This window comes from Streptomyces sp. NPDC001927 (genome assembly GCF_053594455.1).
In genome coordinates, this window is sequence record NZ_JBSFEN010000001.1 from 707,295 (window position 1) to 723,715 (window position 16,421).

Genomic DNA, 16,421 nt, shown 5'->3' on the forward strand with positions numbered 1-16,421 from the left:
CGGCCGACGCTACGGAGCGCCCTGGTAACCGGTCTTGAAGAATCGCGACAGGGCGATTGATGTAGCGTCCACCCATGATCCCGGACACCTTTTCGATCGGCGGCAGGCTTCCCGTACGACGGCTCGGCTACGGCACCGCCCAACTGACCGGCCCGGGCTACTGGGGGCCTCGCGGTGAACGGGCGGACGCCGTCGCCGTCCTGCGGCGGGCCGTGGAGCGCGGGGTCACCCTGATCGACACGGCCGACAACTACGGCCCCGACCTCGCCGAGGAACTGGTCGCCGAGGCCCTCCACCCGTACCGGGACGGCCTGGTGATCGCCACGAAGGGCGGGGTCGTACGGACGAGCGACAGCGCCTGGCACATCGAGGGGCGGCCGGAGCGGTTGCGCGCGATGTGCGAGGCGAGCCTGCGGCGGCTGGGGACCGACCGCATCGACCTCTACCAGCTCCACCGCCTCGACCCGGAGGTCCCGATGGCGGAGCAGCTCGGCACGCTGGACGAGCTGCGCGCCGAGGGGAAGATCCGGTACGTCGGCCTGGACTCGGTCACCGCCGCGCAGCTCACGGAGGCGCTGCGCCTGACGTCCTCGATCGTGTCCGTGCAGAACCGCTTCAACCTGCTCGACCGGCAGTCGGCGGAGGTCCTGGCGCTCTGCGCAGCGCACGACCTGGCCTTCCTGCCGTGGTTCCCGCTGGCCAACGGCGCCCTGACCGACAGCGCGGCGGACACCCTCGACGCGGTGGCGGCGCGGCACGGGGCGGGCCGGGGCCAGGTCGCCCTGGCCTGGCTGCTCCACCACTCCCCCGTCCTGCTGCCCACCCCCGGCACCGGCTCCCTCACGCACCTGGAGGAGAACCTGGGCGCGGCGGAGCTGCGCCTCGACGCCTCCGACGTCTCCCTCCTGGACGCACTGAGCTCCTAGCTCCTGCCCTGGCTCTTCAGCACCACCAGCCGCTGCGTCGCCCGGGTCATCGCGACATAGCGGTCGACCGCGCCCTCGACGCCCTCGCCGAAGGCCTCCGGGTCGACGACCACGACCAGGTCGAACTCCAGGCCCTTCGCGAGGCTGGGCGTGAGCGACCGCACGCGGGCGGTCTCCTCGAAGGTGGGGTCGCCGATGACGCAGGCGACGCCGTCGGCGTGGTCGGCCAGCCAGCCGTCGAGGATCGCGTCCCGGTCCGCGACGGAGCCGTGGAGGACGGGGATGCCGTTGGCGCGGATGGAGGTCGGCACGTTGGCGTCCGGGATCGCGGCCAGGATGGCCGGCGCGGCCTCCGCCATGACCTCTTCCGGCGTCCGGTAGTTGATGGAGAGCGAGGCCACCTCGACCCGGTCGAGCCCGATCCGCTTGAGCCGCTCCTCCCACGACTCGGTGAACCCGTCCCGGGCCTGGGCCCGGTCGCCGACGATGGTGAAGCTCCGGGACGGGCAGCGGAGCAGCAGCATCTGCCACTCGGCGTCGGTCAGCTCCTGCGCCTCGTCGACGACGACGTGCGCGAACGGGCCGTCGAGCAGCGCGCGCTCCGTGCCGGGCAGCGCGTCCTCGTCGATCAGGCTGTCTTGGAGGTCCCGCCCGCGCAGCATCGTCACCGCGCCCTCGCCGTCGGCGTCGGCCGCGATGACGTTCTCGATGACACCGGCCATGCGCTCGCGCTCGGCGGCCACGGACGCCTCGTGCCGGCGCTTGCGCTGGGACGCCTTCGGGTCGCCGAGCCGCTGCCGTGCCGCGTCCAGGAGGGGCAGGTCGGAGACCGTCCAGGCCTGCGGGGCGTGCTTGCGCAGAAGTGTCCGTACGTCGTCGGGGCCGAGCCAGGGCGCGCACATCCGCAGGTAGGCGGGGACCGACCAGAGGTCGCCGACGAGGTCGGCCGCGTCGATCATCGGCCACGCGCGGTCGAGGGTCTCGATCAGTTCCTCGTCGTGGAGCAGCGACTTCCGGAACTGCTGCTCGGAGGGGACGTCGCCGCTGTGCTTGTCCAGCAGGATCGTGACGAGTTCCTCCCAGATCTCCTCGCGGGCCTCGTTGTGCGGGGTGCTCGGCCCGGGCGCCCGGAACGCCTCGGCCCAGTCGTCGGCGGTCAGCCGGACCTCGGACCACGGGGTGGTGACGGTCATGCCCTGGGTGGGCGGTTCCTCGTAGAAGCGGACGGCCTTCTCGATCGCCCGCACCATGTCGGCGGAGGACTTCAGGCGCGCCACCTCGTGGTCGGTCTCGGCCGCCGCGCCGGGCCCCTCGGGGAGCAGGTCGCGCAGGGTGCAGGTCCGTACGCCCTCCTCGCCGAGGCTGGGCAGGACGTCCTCGACGTAGTTCAGGTAGGGCTGGTGCGGGCCGACGAAGAGCACGCCGCCGCGGCGGTGGCCGAGCCGCGGGTCGGAGTAGAGCAGGTACGCGGAGCGGTGCAGCGCCACGACGGTCTTGCCGGTGCCGGGGCCGCCGTCGACGACGAGGGCGCCCTTGGAACCGGCCCGGATGATGGCGTCCTGGTCGGACTGGATGGTGGCGAGCACGTCACGCATCCGGGACGAGCGCTCGCCGCCGAGGCTGGCGATGAACGCGGAGTGGTCGTCGAGCGCCGCGTGGCCCTCGCGGCCGTCGGCGGTGAACACCTCGTCCCAGTAGTCGGTGATCCGGCCGCGGGTCCAGCGGTACCGGCGACGGCTGGCCAGGCCCATCGGATGGGCGTGGGTCGCAGCGAAGAACGGCTCGGCGGCCGGGGAACGCCAGTCGAGCAGCAGCCGGCGGCCCGTGCTGTCGGTGAGGCCGAGGCGGCCGATGTACACGGGCTCGGGGCTGTCGGCGAGGACGACGTGCCCGAGGCACAGGTCAAGGCCGAACCGGCGCAGGGTGCGCAGGCGGGCGGTGAGGCGGTGGATCTCCGTGTCCCGCTCCAGGGCCTCGCGGCCGGCGCCGCCGGGCGCCTTGCGCGCGGCGTCGAGCTGCTCGGACAGCTCGGCGATCGTCCGGTCGAGGCAGTCCGCGACGGCCGCGAAGTGCTGCTCGTCGCCGGCGATCAGGGCCGGGGCGGCCTTGGAGGACAGTCGGTCGGAAAGGTCGAACGCGCTGGTGGTCAGGGGATTCATCTCCTCGGTTCTGCCACGGAATCGGGCCAAGGCCTGAGATTGTGCGGCATCACCGGGGCCTTGCCGCAAGGCCCCCCATGCGCTATAAGTTAAAAGTGGCAAGGAGTGGGTACGCCTTCTTGCCCCTCTACGAGAGACCTCCGAGAGACTCCGAGAAACCCTCCGCGAGACCCGAAGCGGTTCAGTCCCGGGTCATCTCCACCAGCTTCATCACGGTGTTCCAGTTGCGTGTCGTCGCCACGATGCCCTTCACCAGGGCCGGCTTCGAGAGCGCCTCTGCCAGTTTCGAGCGGCCGAGGCCGTCGGGCGCGTAGAGGTAGAGCACGCGGTCGCCGAGCCTGAACTCCTCGGGCAGGAAGGCCTTCTGGTCGATCGAAGCGATCCGCTCGGGGCCGACCGGCTCGGAGAAGTACGTGACGTGGAGCTGCTTGCCCTCCAGCTCGGCGGCCGGGAACGGGCAGCTGTCGGCGACGGCCGCGAGATAGGCGGCGTCCCGGACGAGGCAGTCGACGCGGAAGCCGAAGCGCTTCTCGATGGCGTCCTGGAGCGCGGTGGTCAGCTCGTCCGTGCTCGCGCCGTCGGCGTCGGTGGTGAAGACGGCGTTGCCGCTCTGCAGATACGTCCGGACGTCCCGGTGCCCGAGCTCTTCCAGTACGGAACGGAGTTCCGCCATGGGGACTTTGCGGTGCCCGCCCACGTTGATCCCGCGCAGCAGCGCGGCGTACGTCGTCGTCATGGGCACACCATAAGACGGCCGCCGTGCCCCGTGGGGGAGGGCACGGCGGCCGCCGGTTCAGCGGGGTGCGGCTACTCGACGATCTTGAGCAGCTTGTTGGCGGTGCCCCCGGTCGGGTTGCTGATCTTGTCCGGGGTGGCGCCGGTGACCAGCGCCTCGGCGACCTGGTCCGGCGTGGCGTCCTGGTGCGCCGCGAGGTAGACGGCGGCGGCGCCGACCACGTGCGGGGTGGCCATGGACGTACCGGAGATGGTCTTGGTGCCCTCGTCGCTGTCGTTCCACGTCGAGGTGATCTCCGAGCCCGGGGCGTAGAGGTCCACCACGGAGCCGAAGTTGGAGAAGCTGGACTGCTGGTCGTCCTCGGTCGAGGAGGCGACGGTGATCGCCTCCTGGACGCGGGAGGGGGAGCCCTCGCCGGCGTCGGAGGACTCGTTGCCGGCGGCGACACCGAAGGTGACACCGGAGGCGATGGCCTTCTTGACGGCCTCGTCGAGGGCCGGGTCGGCGCCCCCGCCCAGGCTCATGTTGGCGACGGACGGGCCCTGGTGGTTCTTGGTGACCCAGTCGATGCCCGCGACGACCTGCTCGGTGGTGCCGGAGCCGTTGTCGTCGAGGACGCGGACGGCGACGATCTTCGCCTTCTTGGCGACACCGTGCGAGGCGCCGGCGATGGTGCCCGCGACGTGGGTGCCGTGGCCGTTGCCGTCCGAGGCGTCGTCGTCGTTGTCGATGGCGTCGAAGCCGGAGGCGGCGCGGCCCTCGAAGTCCTTGTGCGTGGTGCGGACTCCGGTGTCGATGACGTAGGCCGTGACGCCCTCGCCGCCGTTGTCCGGGTAGGTGTACTTCTTGTCGCCCGCGGTCTCGGCCTGGTCGACCCGGTCGAGGCCCCAGGACGGCGGGTTCTCCTGGGTCGCGTTGATGGAGAACTTCTTGTTCTGGACGACCTTGGCGACGGCCGGGTCGGCGGCGAGACGCTTGGCGTCCGTCTCCGAAAGGTCGTTCACCGAGAAGCCGTTGACCGCGGAGTCGTAGCTGCGGCGCAGGGTGCCGCCGTACTCCTTCGCCAGCTCACCCTTGTCGGCCTTCTCGTCCAGCAGAACGATGTAGCTGCCTGCGACGGCACCTTCGACGCCGAGTCCGTGCACGGTTCCGAGGGCGGGCGGCGTGGGGGCCGCACCGGCGAACGGGCTCGTGATGACGGTGACTCCGGCCGCGGCCGCGATCGCGGTCGAGACGGCGACGATGAGCTTGGTCTTGCGGGCACGCTTGTGTATTGCCATGAAGAGGGGTCTCCTCGCCAGGATTTGTGGGGGGTTGAGCCTCCGAAAGGAAACCCTCCGGCGGCTGCTTCAAAACCCTTGCTCATTGACGAGTGCAAATCAAGACCTTCATGCAGCTGTGACTTAAGCAACAAGGCTTCGTAATAATAAAGTCACGCATCCCTCCCAACTCCGGCACAGAACATGGCCCCCGGCTTCACCCGGGGGCCATCTGCGTGCGGAATCAAGCGAGTTCGGACTCGAAGAGTTCGGCTTCGATCAGATCGGCCGCCCGGCGCGTGCCGCCCTCGCGCGCCATCCGCTCCTGGACCTCCTTGGCCCGGACGGCCACTTCGGGGTCGTCGAGGAGTGCGAACACGGAGGCGCGCAGCAGCTCGGCGGTGACGTCCGCCATCTCGAGCCGACGGGCCACACCGAGGGACTGGAGCATGTCGGCGTTGCCGAACTGGTCGGTCGCGAGCGGGACCGCGACCATCGGGGTCGCGGTGGCGAGCCCCTCCTGGCTGCCGCCGGCGCCCGCGTGGGTGATGAAGGCGTCGGCCTGCTTCAGGATGGCCAACTGGGGTACCCAGGACCGCACTTCGACGTTGGCCGGAATCTCGCCCAGTTCGGCGGGGTCGACGAAGGCGCCGATCTGGAGCACGACGTGCCAGCCGGGCAGGTCGCCGAAGGCGGCCACGCAGGTGCGGTAGAAGTCGGGCAGCTTGGTGAAGGCCGAGCCCATCGAGACGAGCAGCACCTTCTCGGCGCCCTTGGGACGGTGCCACTCCCCCTGGTCCGCGCGCTCGCCCTGACAGGCGCCGACGAAGGTGAAGACGGAGTCGTCGACCCGGTCGGCGTGCGGCTGGAGGGCGCTCGGGATGAGCGCGAGGGCGCGCCGGGGGCGGGCGACGAGGCGGTCGGGGTGGGTGTCCACGCCGTGCTCGGCGAGCCAGTTCTCGAAGCGGGTGTAGTACGCCTTGCCCCGTTCGGAGGCCTTCAGTTCCGCGAACATGGGCGCGGCGACCTCACTCTCGTACCCCTCCCAGGGGACCAGATTCGGCCAGAGTCCCACGGCGGGGACGCCCCAGCGGTGCGCGAGGACCGGCGCCGGGTAGGAGGTGATGTCGTGCAGGACGAGGTCCGGCCGGTCCGCGTCGAAGGCCTCGGCCAGCTGGGGCAGGGCCTGGATCGTGTCGGCGAGGAACGGTTCGACGTGGTCGATCAGTTCGGTGCCCCAGGCGTCCGGGTCGTCGTCGGTGGGGAGCGTGGAGCGGTAGACGACGGGCGTGGCGCCGGTCGCGGCGACCTTCTCGGCGAAGGAGGCGGGGATGGCGTAACTGACGCGGTGGCCCCGGTCGACGAGCTCGCGGATCACTTCGAGGCTCGGGTTCACGTGTCCGTGGGCGGCGATGGAGAACATGGCGATATGAGCGGGGCGCGGCGTGGTGGTCATGCGCCCACATTAAGCGAGACGAGACGTCTCGTCCAGTCAATATGAAGTGAGGACTCCCCCAGGGGTCGGATACAGGTCAGTCGCGCTGGTAGCGGGCGAGGACGAGGTTGCCGTCCTCCTCCAGGCGTTTACGCAGCTCCGCCGCGTCGATCGCCCCGCTGTAGTACTCCTGGTAGGCCGGGGTGGCCACCTTGTCCTTCCACTCGGGATAGCCCCGGACGGACTGCGCGGGCGCGGAACGCAGGTGTTCGGCGACGGCGACGCCGGTCGCCCAGCCGTCCTTCGCGGTGTGCAGGGACGGGTCGGCGAGCGCCGCCGTGCCGGTGGGCAGCATCCAGTCGCCGCGTGCGAGCCGGACCATGTTGGCCGGCTGGAGGAAGAAGTCGAGGAAGGCCGCGGCCTCCTTCTTGTACCGACTGTCCTCGGCAATGGAGAGCGTCTGCGGGCTGACGCCCTGCGCGAGCCCGTCCTGCCCCGCGGGCGCGGGCAGCACGATCCACTCGAAGCCCTTCGGCGCCTGCTGGGTGATCTGCTGGCGGTACGAGAAGCCCAGCGGGACCATCGCGTACTTGCCGCCGAAGAATCCGGGCAGGGCGTCCGAGCCGCCGCTGCCGAGCGTGGAGCGCGAGGCGCTGTGGTCGGTGTTGACCTGGTCGTGGATCGTGCCGGGCACGACGCCGTCCTGGTCGGTGAAGCGGATCGTCACCTTCCCGTCGGCCTCTCGATGGAAGAGCTGCCCGCCGGCCGAGAGCCCGAGGTTGAGACTGACCGAGACCGGCTCCTTCAGCGGCCAGGCGATCGCGTACTTCCCCTCCCCCATCTTCTCCGTCAGCCCCTCGGTGATCTGCCGGAACTCCGCCCAGCTCCACGGCTTCTCGGGGGTCGGGAGGCGGACGCCGGAGGACTCCAGGATCCGCTTGTTGGCCATGATCACGCGCGGTTCCTGGAGGAACGGCACGCCGTAGATCCCGCCGCCGAAGGTCGTGGTCTCCCAGCTGCGCGCCGGGATGTCGGCCTTGAGCCGCTCGGGCAGGAGGCCGGTCAGATCGGCGAGGTAGCCGCCGTAGGCGAAGTCGGCCAGGTCGTCGGAGGCGTCGTGGATGATGTCGGGCGCCTCGCCGCCCTCGAAGGAGGTGAGGAGCTGGTCGTGGACCGAGTCCCAACTGCCCTGGACGTAGTCGACCTGGATGTCGGGGTGGGCCGCGTTCCACTCGGCGACCAGTTCCTTGTTGGCGTCGACGGACTCCTTCTGCCAGGCCAGGGACTGGAAGCGGAGCCGTACCGGGCCGTCGCCGGGTTCGTCCCCCGCCGAGCAGCCGGTGAGGAGCAGCGCGAGCGCGGCGGCGGCCGCCGCGAACGTCCGTACCCGCATCAGGACTTCACCGCCCCGGCCAGCATGCCGCCCGTGATGCGCTTCTGGATGATCGCGAAGATGACCAGCGAGGGGATCGTGGCCAGGAACGCGGCGGCGGCCAGCGGACCGAGGTCGGCGACGCCCTCCGCGCCGAGGAAGTGGGTGAGGACGACCGGCAAGGTCTGCTTCTCCGGGGTCTTGAGCAGGACGAGCGCGAAGAAGAACTCGTTCCACGCGGTGATGAAGGCGAAGAGCGCCGTGGCGACGATGCCGGGGGCGAGCAGCGGGGCGGTGACCGAGACGAGCGTACGGAGCCTCCCGGCGCCGTCGACGGCCGCGGCCTCCTCCAGTTCGGCCGGGACGGCCCGTACGTACCCCACCAGCATCCAGAGCGCGAACGGCAGCGACCAGACGACGTAGACCAGGACGAGGCCGAAGAGGCTGTTGATCAGGTGCAGGTTCTTGAGGACGAGGAAGAGCGGGATGATCACGAGCACGAAGGGGAACGCCTGGCTGATCACGACCCAGCCGGTGGCGGCGGTGGAGAGCCGGCTGCGGTGGCGGGCCATCACATAGGCCATGGGCGTGGCGATGACGACGGCGATCAGGGCGGCCGCGAGCGCCGCGATCAGGCTGTTCCCCGCGGCCTGGAGCAGCGGCTGCTCGTCGAAGGCCTGCCGGAAGTTGGCGAGGGTCGGATCCTTCGGGATCCACGTCGGGTGGAGCGAGCCGAGTTCGGTCGCCGGTTTGAAGGCGGTCGAGATCAGCCAGAGGAACGGGAAGGCGAGGAAGACCAGATAGGCGAGGAGCGCGAGGTACTGGCCGATGCGTGCGGGTCTGCTGACGCGGAGGGTGCTCACCGGTCCTGGTCCCCCTTCAGCCGTCCGACGAGATAGAGGGCGAGGAGTACGGAGATGACGGCGACCATGACACAGCCCATGGCGGCGGCGTAGCCGAACTGGCCGTAGCGGAACGCTTCCTCGTAGGCGAAGAGCATCGGCAGCCGGGTGCGGCCGCCGGGTCCGCCGTTGGTCAGGACGTAGACCAGGGCGAAGGAATTGAAGTTCCAAATAAAGTTCAGGGCCGTGATGGCGAGGGCCACCGGTCTGAGGGCGGGCCAGGTGACGGTACGGAAGCGGCGCCAGGCGCCCGCGCCGTCGAGGGCGGCGGCCTCGTGGAGCTCGTGCGGGGTGTTCTGGAGGCCGGCGAGCAGGGCGACCGTGGTCTGGGGCATGCCGGCCCAGATCCCGACGACGATCACGGCGGGCAGGGCGGTGGCGAGCCCGGTGAGCCAGTCCCGTCCGTCACCCAGGCCCAGGTCGCGGATGGTCTCGTTGAGGATGCCCGCGTCCGGGTTGTAGACGAGGCGCCACATGATGCCGACGACGACCTCGGGCATGGCCCACGGGATGATCGCGAGCGCCCGGGCCAGCCAGCGGAAGCGGAGCTTCTCGTTCAGCAGCAGCGCGAGGCCGAGGGCGAGGAGGAACTGGGGCACGGTGACGCCGACGGCCCAGAGCAGGCCGATCCGGAAGGAGTCCCAGAAGAGGGTGTCGTGCAGCAGGTCCTGGAAGTTGAGGGTGCCGACCCACTGAGTGGGCTGGGTGCGGCCGGACTGGGAGTCGGTGAAGGCGAGCGCGATGCCGTAGAGGAGGGGGCCGACGCTCAGGACCAGGATGGGGATGAGGGCGGGCAGCACCAGGAACCAGGCGCCGTGGTCCCGCACCGGACCGGGTCTCCGGCCGGCGGCCGTCGCCCCGCCGGACCGCTTCGTTGCGGTCGCCACTCCCACAGATCGACCCCTTATGCGCCTTTTGCGAATGCGACTCGGCCTCCGTCATGGTCCTGACGGGCCGTCGGTTCGTCAAGGCAACCTGCATGGATGCGAGACTTTGGCTGATTCGCACACGCATCGGTGCAGCTGGGAGAGACGGATGGACGAGGCGCGGGCACGGGAGATCCTGGCCGCCACGGGACTGTCGACGGGGGTGCCGAGGGGACTGCCTACGGCCCGGGATGCGGGGCAGCCGGAAGCGCGGCTGCTCGCGCTCGGCGAGAACGCGGTCTTCGCCGTGGGCGAGCTCGTGGTGAAGATCGGCCGGGACCCGGAGCTGCTCCCCCGCGCCGAGCGTGAACTCGCGCTCGCCGCCTGGCTGGCGGAGACGGACATCCCGGCCGTGCGCGCGGCGGAGCCGAAGCCCCGCCTGGTCGACGGCCACCCGGTCACCCTCTGGCACCGGCTGCCCGAGGCCGTACGCCCCGCCGAGCCCCGCGACCTGGCGCCGCTCCTTCGCCGGATCCACGCCCTTCCGGAGCCGACGGGCTTCACGCTGCCGCGCCGTGAACTCCTGGGCGGGGTCGAGCGGTGGCTGCGGCTCGCGGGCGACGCGATCGACCCGGCCGACGCGGCCTTCCTGCGCGAGCGCCGGGACAGCTTCGCCCCGGCGGCGGCCGCGCTCACCCCGCACCTGCCCCCGGGCCCCCTCCACGGCGACGCCCTCCCCCGCAACGTCCATGTCGGCCCCGAGGGTCCTGTCCTGGTCGACCTGGAGACCTTCTCCTCCGATCTGCGCGAGCACGATCTGGTGGTTCTCGCCCTCTCCCTCGACCGGTACGGACTCGACCCCGCCGCCTACGACGCCTTCACCGAGGCGTACGGCTGGGACGTCCGGGAGTGGGACGGGTGCGCGGTGCTGCGCGGGGCGCGGGAGACCGCGAGCTGCGCCTGGGTGGCCCAGCACGCGCCGACGAACCCCAAGGCGCTGGCCGAATTCGAGCGACGGGTGGCCTCGCTGCGGGAAGGTGATGCCACCGTGAGGTGGTACCCCTTCTGACATCAGGACGGGGTCTCTCGTGCGAATTCCCACTCATGAACGGAGTGTTGTGATGCGCGTGGCACTGTCCGAGGTGGAGCTCGACGTCGAGGTGAGCGGCGAGGGACCGACTGTCCTGCTGGTGCACGGCTTCCCCGACAGCAAGGATCTCTGGCGCCACCAGGTGCCGGCGCTGACCGCGGCCGGGTACCGGTGCGTCGTTCCCACGTTGCGGGGCTTCGGCGCCTCCGACCGACCGGCGGAGGTGGACGGCGGCGGCTTCGAGGGGTACCACCCGGCCAGGCACGTCGGCGACCTGATGGAACTCCTGGCCCACCTCGAGGTCGACGGCCGTGTCCATCTCGTCGGGCACGACTGGGGCTCCGGGATCGTCCAGGGCTTCGCCCAGATCGCACCCGAGCGGGTGGCGTCCCTGAGCATCCTGTCGGTGGGCCACATGGCGGCCATCCTGGACGCGGGCTTCGAGCAGAAGCAGCGGTCCTGGTACATGATCCTGTTCCAGTTCCCGGGGCTCGCCGAGGACTGGCTCTCCCGGGACGACTTCGCCAACCTCCGGGAGATGGCGACCGAGCACCCCGACGGGGCGGCGATCATCGAGCAGCTGCGGGCGCCGGGCGCGCTGACCGCGGCGCTGAACATCTACCGGGCGGGTCTCCCCGCCGAGGTCCAGTTCGGCCCCGCCGTGCCCCGCCCGCCGCTGCCGGGCCCGGTCCTGGGCGTCTGGTCCACCGGCGACCGCTTCATGACCGAGCGGTCCATGACCGGCACCGGCAAGCACGTGGACGGCACCTGGCGCTACGAGCGCGTGGAGAACGCGGGCCACTGGCTCCAGCTGGACCAGCCCGAGCGGATCAACACGCTGCTCCTGGACTTCCTCGCGGAGAACCCGATCGGCTGACGGTGCCGCGCGGGGCGGTCCGCCCCGCGGTCCGTCAGCGCGCCACGGAAGCGAGTTCCCGCAGGGGCCACGACGGGTCGACGACCGCGTCCGGGGTGCCCTTGCGGCGCAGGAAGTCCTGGAAGTCCTCGGCCCACGTGCGGTACCAGTCGATCTGACGGCCGTGCAGCTCGGCCGGGGTCAGGGCGGCGACCGTCGGGTGTCGCTCGGCTATCGCGACGGCCACCCGCACGGCGGCCTCCGCGTCGGCGGACGCCTGGTGGGCGGCTTCGAGGACGACTCCGTACTCGGCGCAGACCGCCTCCAGGGTCCGCTTCCCCCTGCGGTACCGGTCGACGGCCCGGTCGATGGTGTACGGGTCGACGACCGGGCCTATCGGGGCGCCGCCGCGCCGCTCGCTCAACGAGGGGAGCCCGTGGCGGCGCAGCTCGGCAGAGAGCAGCGTGAGGTCGAACGAGGCGTTGTACGCCACGATCGGGACGCCCTGGTTCCAGTACCCCGTCAGGGTCTCGGCGATCTCGTCGGCCACCTCGGCCACCGGCCGCCCCTCCGCGGCCGCCCGCTCGCTGCTGATGCCGTGGATCGCGGACGCCTGCTCCGGGATACGGATGCCCGGGTCGGCGAGCCAGTCCCGGTGCCGCGTCACCCGGCCGCCCGATACGCCGACGATCGCGGCGGTCACGATCCGCGCCTCCAGCGGTTCCGTACCGGTCGTCTCCAGGTCGAATCCGACCAGCGGTTCCCCGTGCCAAGCCATCGGGCCTCCTTACGTGATCTCCCCCGTGGTGCTGAACACCCTCGCACGAGCCACTGACAACGGGCCCCGCCGGGCCGCCCCCGGCCTTCGCCGGCGCCTTCTCTCGGCCTTCCGCCGGCCTCAGGAGACCGGGCGCGAGTCGAGCCAGACCGACTCGAACTCATCGCGATATGTAGAGAAAAGTCCGTATTCGCCGTCTCGCCCCTGTTGTCCGGCGCGCACCAGGTTCCGGCCGCCCCCGCGCAGCACGAGCACCGGCGCCTCCATGCCCCGCGCCTTCCGCAGGTACGACTGGATCACGGCGACCCCGTCCGGCCCGTCCCCGTCGACCAGGTACGCCGTGAAGCGCGGGGTCTCGTCGAAGACATGGATCTGGAAGGCGTCCGGGTCGCGCAGCCGGGACCGCACCCGCCGCATGTGGAGGATGTTCATCTCCACCGAGCGGCTCAGCTCGCCCTTCTTCAGACCCAGTTCCCGCTCGCGCCGCTTCACCGCGCTGCTCGCCGGGTTCAGGAACAGCAGGCGTATCCGGCAGCCCGACTCGGCGAGCCGCACCAGGCGCCGCCCGGAGAAGTTCTGCACGAGCAGGTTCAGGCCTATGCCCGTGGCGTCGAGGCGGCGGGCGCCGCCGAAGAGGTCCTCGGCCGGCAGCTGGCGCTGCAGCCGCACCCGGTCGGGGTGGACGGAGACCACGTCGGCGTACCGGTCGCCGACCAGGTCCTCGACCGCGTCGACCGGCAGCCGGTCGGCGGACGGCACGCCGGCCCCGCTGCCGAGGATCTCCAGGAGCCGGGCGGACGCCCGTTCGGACTGGGCGAGGACGGTGAGCGAGAGGGCGCGGTTGCGGGAGACGACGTTCCGCGTCACCTCCAGCTCGTCGAGGGCGAGTTCGACCTCGCGCCGGTCGTCGAAGTACGGCTCGAAGCACGGCCAGTGCTGCACCATCAGCTCCCGCAGCTGCGGGAGCGTCAGGAAGCTGAGGACGTTGTCGTCGGCCGGGTCAAGGAGGTAGCCCTTACGCCGCGAGACCTCGCGGACGGCGACGGCCCGCTGCACCCACTCCTGCCCGGCGGGCCCGGCCGCGGCCACCACCCACTCCTCGCCGTGCACCGGCTCGTACACCGGGCGCAGCACGGCGGCCACCACCGCGCGGAGCCGCTGCTCGACGAGATTCAGCCAGATATAGGCCCGTCCGGCGCGCTGGGCGCGGGTGCGCACCTCGCTCCAGGCCTCGGCGCCCCAGTCGAGCTCTGCCCCGATCTCCATCGGCCTGGCGACGGAAACCGCTCCGGGCGGTACCTCCACGGGGTCGGGCGAGCCCCCCTCGTGACCCGCGTCACCTGGGGGCAGCTCCAGACCTCCCGAGCTCACCCGCGCACCGCCTTCTGCTCCTGGACGCCCGATCCGACCGTCTGTCGACGATCAAGGAAGGGTACTCCGCGAGCGGGAGCCGGTGCAGCCGGATCGACAGGCTGCTCGCTCAACTCCCCTGATTCGGAGTGCCGTTCCGTCCGGCGAGATCGACCGGAGTGAGCGGATTCATAGCGGAAGCGTCCCTGGCAGCGGGCCGGAGGCCCACCCGATCGGCGGCGGGCGGCAGAGGTCCGGGTCCCGGCACGGAAGGGAACACGATGTCGAGCCGTACGACAGGGTCGGCGGGCGTCCCGCCGTTGACGCGGTCGCCCACGGCCGTCCCCGACGGCGCGCCCGGCGTGTCGGGTGGCCCGCCCCCGCCTCCCTTTCGGGCAATCTGGCCGGAGTGCACCCCAACACCCGGATCAGAATGGAAGAGTCGTATCTATGCAGGTCTGGCCGGGACAAGCGTATCCCCTGGGCGCCACGTACGACGGCGCCGGAACCAACTTCGCGGTCTTCTCGGAGGCCGCCCACAGGATCGAGCTGTGTCTGCTCCATGACGACGGCTCGGAGACAGCGGTGGAGCTGCGCGAGACGGACGCCTTCGTCCGGCACGCCTATCTGCCGGGAGTGATGCCGGGTCAGCGGTACGGATTCCGGGTCCACGGTCCGTACGCCCCGGAGCGCGGGCAGCGCTGCAACGCGGCGAAGCTGCTCCTCGACCCCTACGCGCGGGCGGTCTCGGGCTCGGTCGAGTGGGGCGAGGCGGTGTACGGCTACCACTTCGGGCGGCCGGACTCGCGCAACGACCTCGACTCGGCGCCGCACACGATGAGCTCGGTCGTGGTCAATCCGTACTTCGACTGGGGCGACGACCGGCGGCCGCGCACCGACTACCACCGCACGGTGATCTACGAGGCCCATGTGAAGGGCCTGACCATGCTCCACCCGGAGCTTCCCGAGGAGCTGCGTGGGACGTACGCGGGGCTCGCGCACCCCGCGGTGATCGGGCATCTGAAGGAACTGGGCGTCACGGCGCTGGAATTGATGCCGGTCCACCAGTTCGTGAACGACCACCGCCTGGTGGACGCGGGCCTCGCCAACTACTGGGGCTACAACACGATCGGCTTCTTCGCCCCGCACAACGCGTACGCCTCCTGGGGCGACCGGGGCCAGCAGGTCCTGGAGTTCAAGTCGGCGGTGAAGGCCCTGCACCAGGCGGGGATCGAGGTCATCCTCGACGTGGTCTACAACCACACGGCGGAGGGCAACCACCTGGGCCCCACGCTCTCCTTCCGGGGCCTGGACAACCCTTCGTACTACCGGCTCTCGAACGACCGCCGGTACTACACGGACACCACCGGCACCGGGAACTCGCTGCTCATGCGGTCCCCGCACGTGCTGCAGCTGATCATGGACAGTCTGCGGTACTGGGTGACGGAGATGCACGTCGACGGCTTCCGCTTCGACCTGGCGGCGACGCTCGCACGGCAGTTCCACGAGGTGGACCGTCTTTCGTCCTTCTTCGACCTGGTCCAGCAGGACCCGGTGGTCAGCCAGGTGAAGCTGATCGCCGAGCCGTGGGACGTCGGCGAGGGCGGCTACCAGGTGGGCAACTTCCCGCCGCTGTGGACCGAGTGGAACGGCAAGTACCGGGACTGCGTACGGGACTTGTGGCGCGGCGAGCCGCGCACGCTCGCCGAGTTCGCGTCCCGGCTCACCGGCTCGTCCGACCTGTACCAGGACGACGGCCGCCGGCCGCTCGCCTCGGTCAACTTCGTCACCTGCCACGACGGTTTCACGCTGCGCGACCTCGTGTCGTACGACGGGAAGCACAACGAGGCGAACGGGGAGGGCAACCGGGACGGCGAGAGCTACAACCGGTCGTGGAACTGCGGAGCCGAGGGCGACACCGACGACATCGGGATCCGGGAGCTGCGGGCCCGCCAGATGCGGAACTTCCTCGCGACGCTGATGCTCTCGCAGGGCGTGCCGATGCTGAGCCACGGCGACGAGTTCGGCCGGACGCAGGGCGGCAACAACAACGCGTACTGCCAGGACAACGAAGTGGCGTGGGTGCGCTGGCCGGAGCCGGGCGAGTCGGAGGAGGGCACGCTCCTGGAGTTCACCCGGGCCATGGTGCGGCTGCGGCGTGACCACCCGGTCTTCCGGCGCCGCCGCTTCTTCCACGGGCGCCCGGTGGAGGGGACGCACGACGAGCTGACGGACATCGCCTGGTTCACGCCGGAGGGCGAGGAGATGACGGCGCGGGACTGGCAGGCGGCGCACGCGCAGGCCCTGTCGGTCTTCCTCAACGGCAACGCGATCTCGGAGCCGGGACTCCAAGGAGAGCGGATCGGGGACGACTCGTTCCTGTTGATGTTCAACGCGTCTTCGCAGGAGCTGGAGTTCGAGGTCCCGATCAACCACGGCGAGAGCTGGCGGGTGGTCGTGGACACCTCCCACCCGGAGGGCATCCCTCCCCAGGAGGGCCCGAAGGTCGCGGCGGGCGAACGGGTGTCGCTGGCACCGCTGAGCCTGACGGTGCTGAAGCGGCCGGCGTAGGGGGCCCGGCGTAAGGGCCGGCGGGGGGGCCGGCCTCGTTCGGCGGCGGCCGAACGGGTGTCGCGATACAGGCGGGCCACCGGCGGAACGTAACGCGATGCACCCGAATGGGCGCATGCGG

13 protein-coding genes are annotated in these 16,421 nt (G+C 70.9%); 4 read left to right on the top strand and 9 right to left on the bottom strand.

What is annotated here, in order from left to right; all coding sequences use genetic code 11:
- Positions 1-74: 74 nt before the first annotated feature.
- Complete coding sequence (locus ACWCO8_RS02975; RefSeq protein ID WP_451030625.1) at positions 75-926, top strand: aldo/keto reductase; 852 nt, start codon at positions 75-77, stop codon at positions 924-926.
- Here the strand turns inward: ACWCO8_RS02975 and helR are convergent.
- From helR to ACWCO8_RS03010, 7 genes are all read right to left on the bottom strand, one after another.
- Positions 923-3,085 (bottom strand): RNA polymerase recycling motor ATPase HelR, encoded by a 2,163-nt coding sequence (gene helR, locus ACWCO8_RS02980; RefSeq protein WP_451030626.1) that lies wholly within the window; start codon positions 3,083-3,085, stop codon positions 923-925. The genes ACWCO8_RS02975 and helR overlap by 4 nt on opposite strands.
- Before the next feature lie 181 nt (positions 3,086-3,266).
- Positions 3,267-3,821 (bottom strand): DUF1697 domain-containing protein, encoded by a 555-nt coding sequence (locus tag ACWCO8_RS02985; RefSeq protein WP_362017025.1) that lies wholly within the window; start codon positions 3,819-3,821, stop codon positions 3,267-3,269.
- Between the two features lie 71 nt (positions 3,822-3,892).
- Positions 3,893-5,101 (bottom strand): S8 family serine peptidase, encoded by a 1,209-nt coding sequence (locus ACWCO8_RS02990; RefSeq protein WP_451030627.1) that lies wholly within the window; start codon positions 5,099-5,101, stop codon positions 3,893-3,895.
- A gap of 223 nt (positions 5,102-5,324) precedes the next feature.
- Positions 5,325-6,536, bottom strand: coding sequence for a macrolide-inactivating glycosyltransferase (gene mgt / locus ACWCO8_RS02995; RefSeq protein WP_451030628.1), 1,212 nt, complete (start codon positions 6,534-6,536; stop codon positions 5,325-5,327).
- 76 nt (positions 6,537-6,612) lie between these two features.
- Positions 6,613-7,908: an ABC transporter substrate-binding protein gene (locus ACWCO8_RS03000; protein ID WP_451030629.1), complete on the bottom strand. Its 1,296-nt coding sequence runs from the start codon at positions 7,906-7,908 to the stop codon at positions 6,613-6,615.
- Complete coding sequence (locus ACWCO8_RS03005; RefSeq protein ID WP_451030630.1) at positions 7,908-8,750, bottom strand: carbohydrate ABC transporter permease; 843 nt, start codon at positions 8,748-8,750, stop codon at positions 7,908-7,910. The genes ACWCO8_RS03000 and ACWCO8_RS03005 overlap by 1 nt, the downstream gene beginning before the upstream one ends.
- Positions 8,747-9,676 (bottom strand): carbohydrate ABC transporter permease, encoded by a 930-nt coding sequence (locus ACWCO8_RS03010; protein ID WP_451030631.1) that lies wholly within the window; start codon positions 9,674-9,676, stop codon positions 8,747-8,749. Before ACWCO8_RS03010 ends, ACWCO8_RS03005 begins: the two co-directional genes overlap by 4 nt.
- Before the next feature lie 148 nt (positions 9,677-9,824).
- On the opposite strand from ACWCO8_RS03010, the gene ACWCO8_RS03015 reads away from it, so the two are divergent.
- Both ACWCO8_RS03015 and ACWCO8_RS03020 read left to right on the top strand, forming a co-directional pair.
- Positions 9,825-10,724 carry a phosphotransferase enzyme family protein gene (locus ACWCO8_RS03015; RefSeq protein ID WP_451030632.1) on the top strand — a complete coding sequence of 300 codons (900 nt, stop codon included), beginning with the start codon at positions 9,825-9,827 and terminating at the stop codon, positions 10,722-10,724.
- A gap of 52 nt (positions 10,725-10,776) precedes the next feature.
- Positions 10,777-11,622, top strand: a complete 846-nt coding sequence (locus ACWCO8_RS03020; RefSeq protein WP_451030633.1) for an alpha/beta fold hydrolase — start codon at positions 10,777-10,779, stop codon at positions 11,620-11,622.
- A 34-nt stretch (positions 11,623-11,656) separates the two neighbouring features.
- Here ACWCO8_RS03020 and ACWCO8_RS03025 read toward each other — a convergent pair whose 3' ends face one another.
- Together ACWCO8_RS03025 and ACWCO8_RS03030 are read right to left on the bottom strand one after the other, a co-directional pair.
- Positions 11,657-12,379, bottom strand: a complete 723-nt coding sequence (locus tag ACWCO8_RS03025) for a 3'-5' exonuclease (RefSeq protein WP_362017010.1) — start codon at positions 12,377-12,379, stop codon at positions 11,657-11,659.
- 120 nt (positions 12,380-12,499) lie between these two features.
- Positions 12,500-13,750: an SAV2148 family HEPN domain-containing protein gene (locus ACWCO8_RS03030; RefSeq protein ID WP_451030634.1), complete on the bottom strand. Its 1,251-nt coding sequence runs from the start codon at positions 13,748-13,750 to the stop codon at positions 12,500-12,502.
- 429 nt (positions 13,751-14,179) lie between these two features.
- Here ACWCO8_RS03030 and glgX point away from each other — a divergent pair, with 429 nt between their 5' ends.
- Positions 14,180-16,300, top strand: coding sequence for a glycogen debranching protein GlgX (gene glgX, locus ACWCO8_RS03035; RefSeq protein WP_362017006.1), 2,121 nt, complete (start codon positions 14,180-14,182; stop codon positions 16,298-16,300).
- The last annotated feature ends 121 nt before the right edge of the window (positions 16,301-16,421 follow it).

What these genes read in the sequence shown, in the direction of transcription:
- ACWCO8_RS02975 (WP_451030625.1), top strand. Translation starts at nt 75, where the DNA reads ATGATCCCGGACACCTTTTCGATCGGCGGCAGGCTTCCCGTACGACGG.
- helR (WP_451030626.1), bottom strand. Translation starts at nt 3,085, where the DNA reads ATGAATCCCCTGACCACCAGCGCGTTCGACCTTTCCGACCGACTGTCC.
- ACWCO8_RS02985 (WP_362017025.1), bottom strand. Translation starts at nt 3,821, where the DNA reads ATGACGACGACGTACGCCGCGCTGCTGCGCGGGATCAACGTGGGCGGG.
- ACWCO8_RS02990 (WP_451030627.1), bottom strand. Translation starts at nt 5,101, where the DNA reads ATGGCAATACACAAGCGTGCCCGCAAGACCAAGCTCATCGTCGCCGTC.
- mgt (WP_451030628.1), bottom strand. Translation starts at nt 6,536, where the DNA reads ATGACCACCACGCCGCGCCCCGCTCATATCGCCATGTTCTCCATCGCC.
- ACWCO8_RS03000 (WP_451030629.1), bottom strand. Translation starts at nt 7,908, where the DNA reads ATGCGGGTACGGACGTTCGCGGCGGCCGCCGCCGCGCTCGCGCTGCTC.
- ACWCO8_RS03015 (WP_451030632.1), top strand. Translation starts at nt 9,825, where the DNA reads ATGGACGAGGCGCGGGCACGGGAGATCCTGGCCGCCACGGGACTGTCG.
- ACWCO8_RS03020 (WP_451030633.1), top strand. Translation starts at nt 10,777, where the DNA reads ATGCGCGTGGCACTGTCCGAGGTGGAGCTCGACGTCGAGGTGAGCGGC.
- ACWCO8_RS03025 (WP_362017010.1), bottom strand. Translation starts at nt 12,379, where the DNA reads ATGGCTTGGCACGGGGAACCGCTGGTCGGATTCGACCTGGAGACGACC.
- glgX (WP_362017006.1), top strand. Translation starts at nt 14,180, where the DNA reads ATGCAGGTCTGGCCGGGACAAGCGTATCCCCTGGGCGCCACGTACGAC.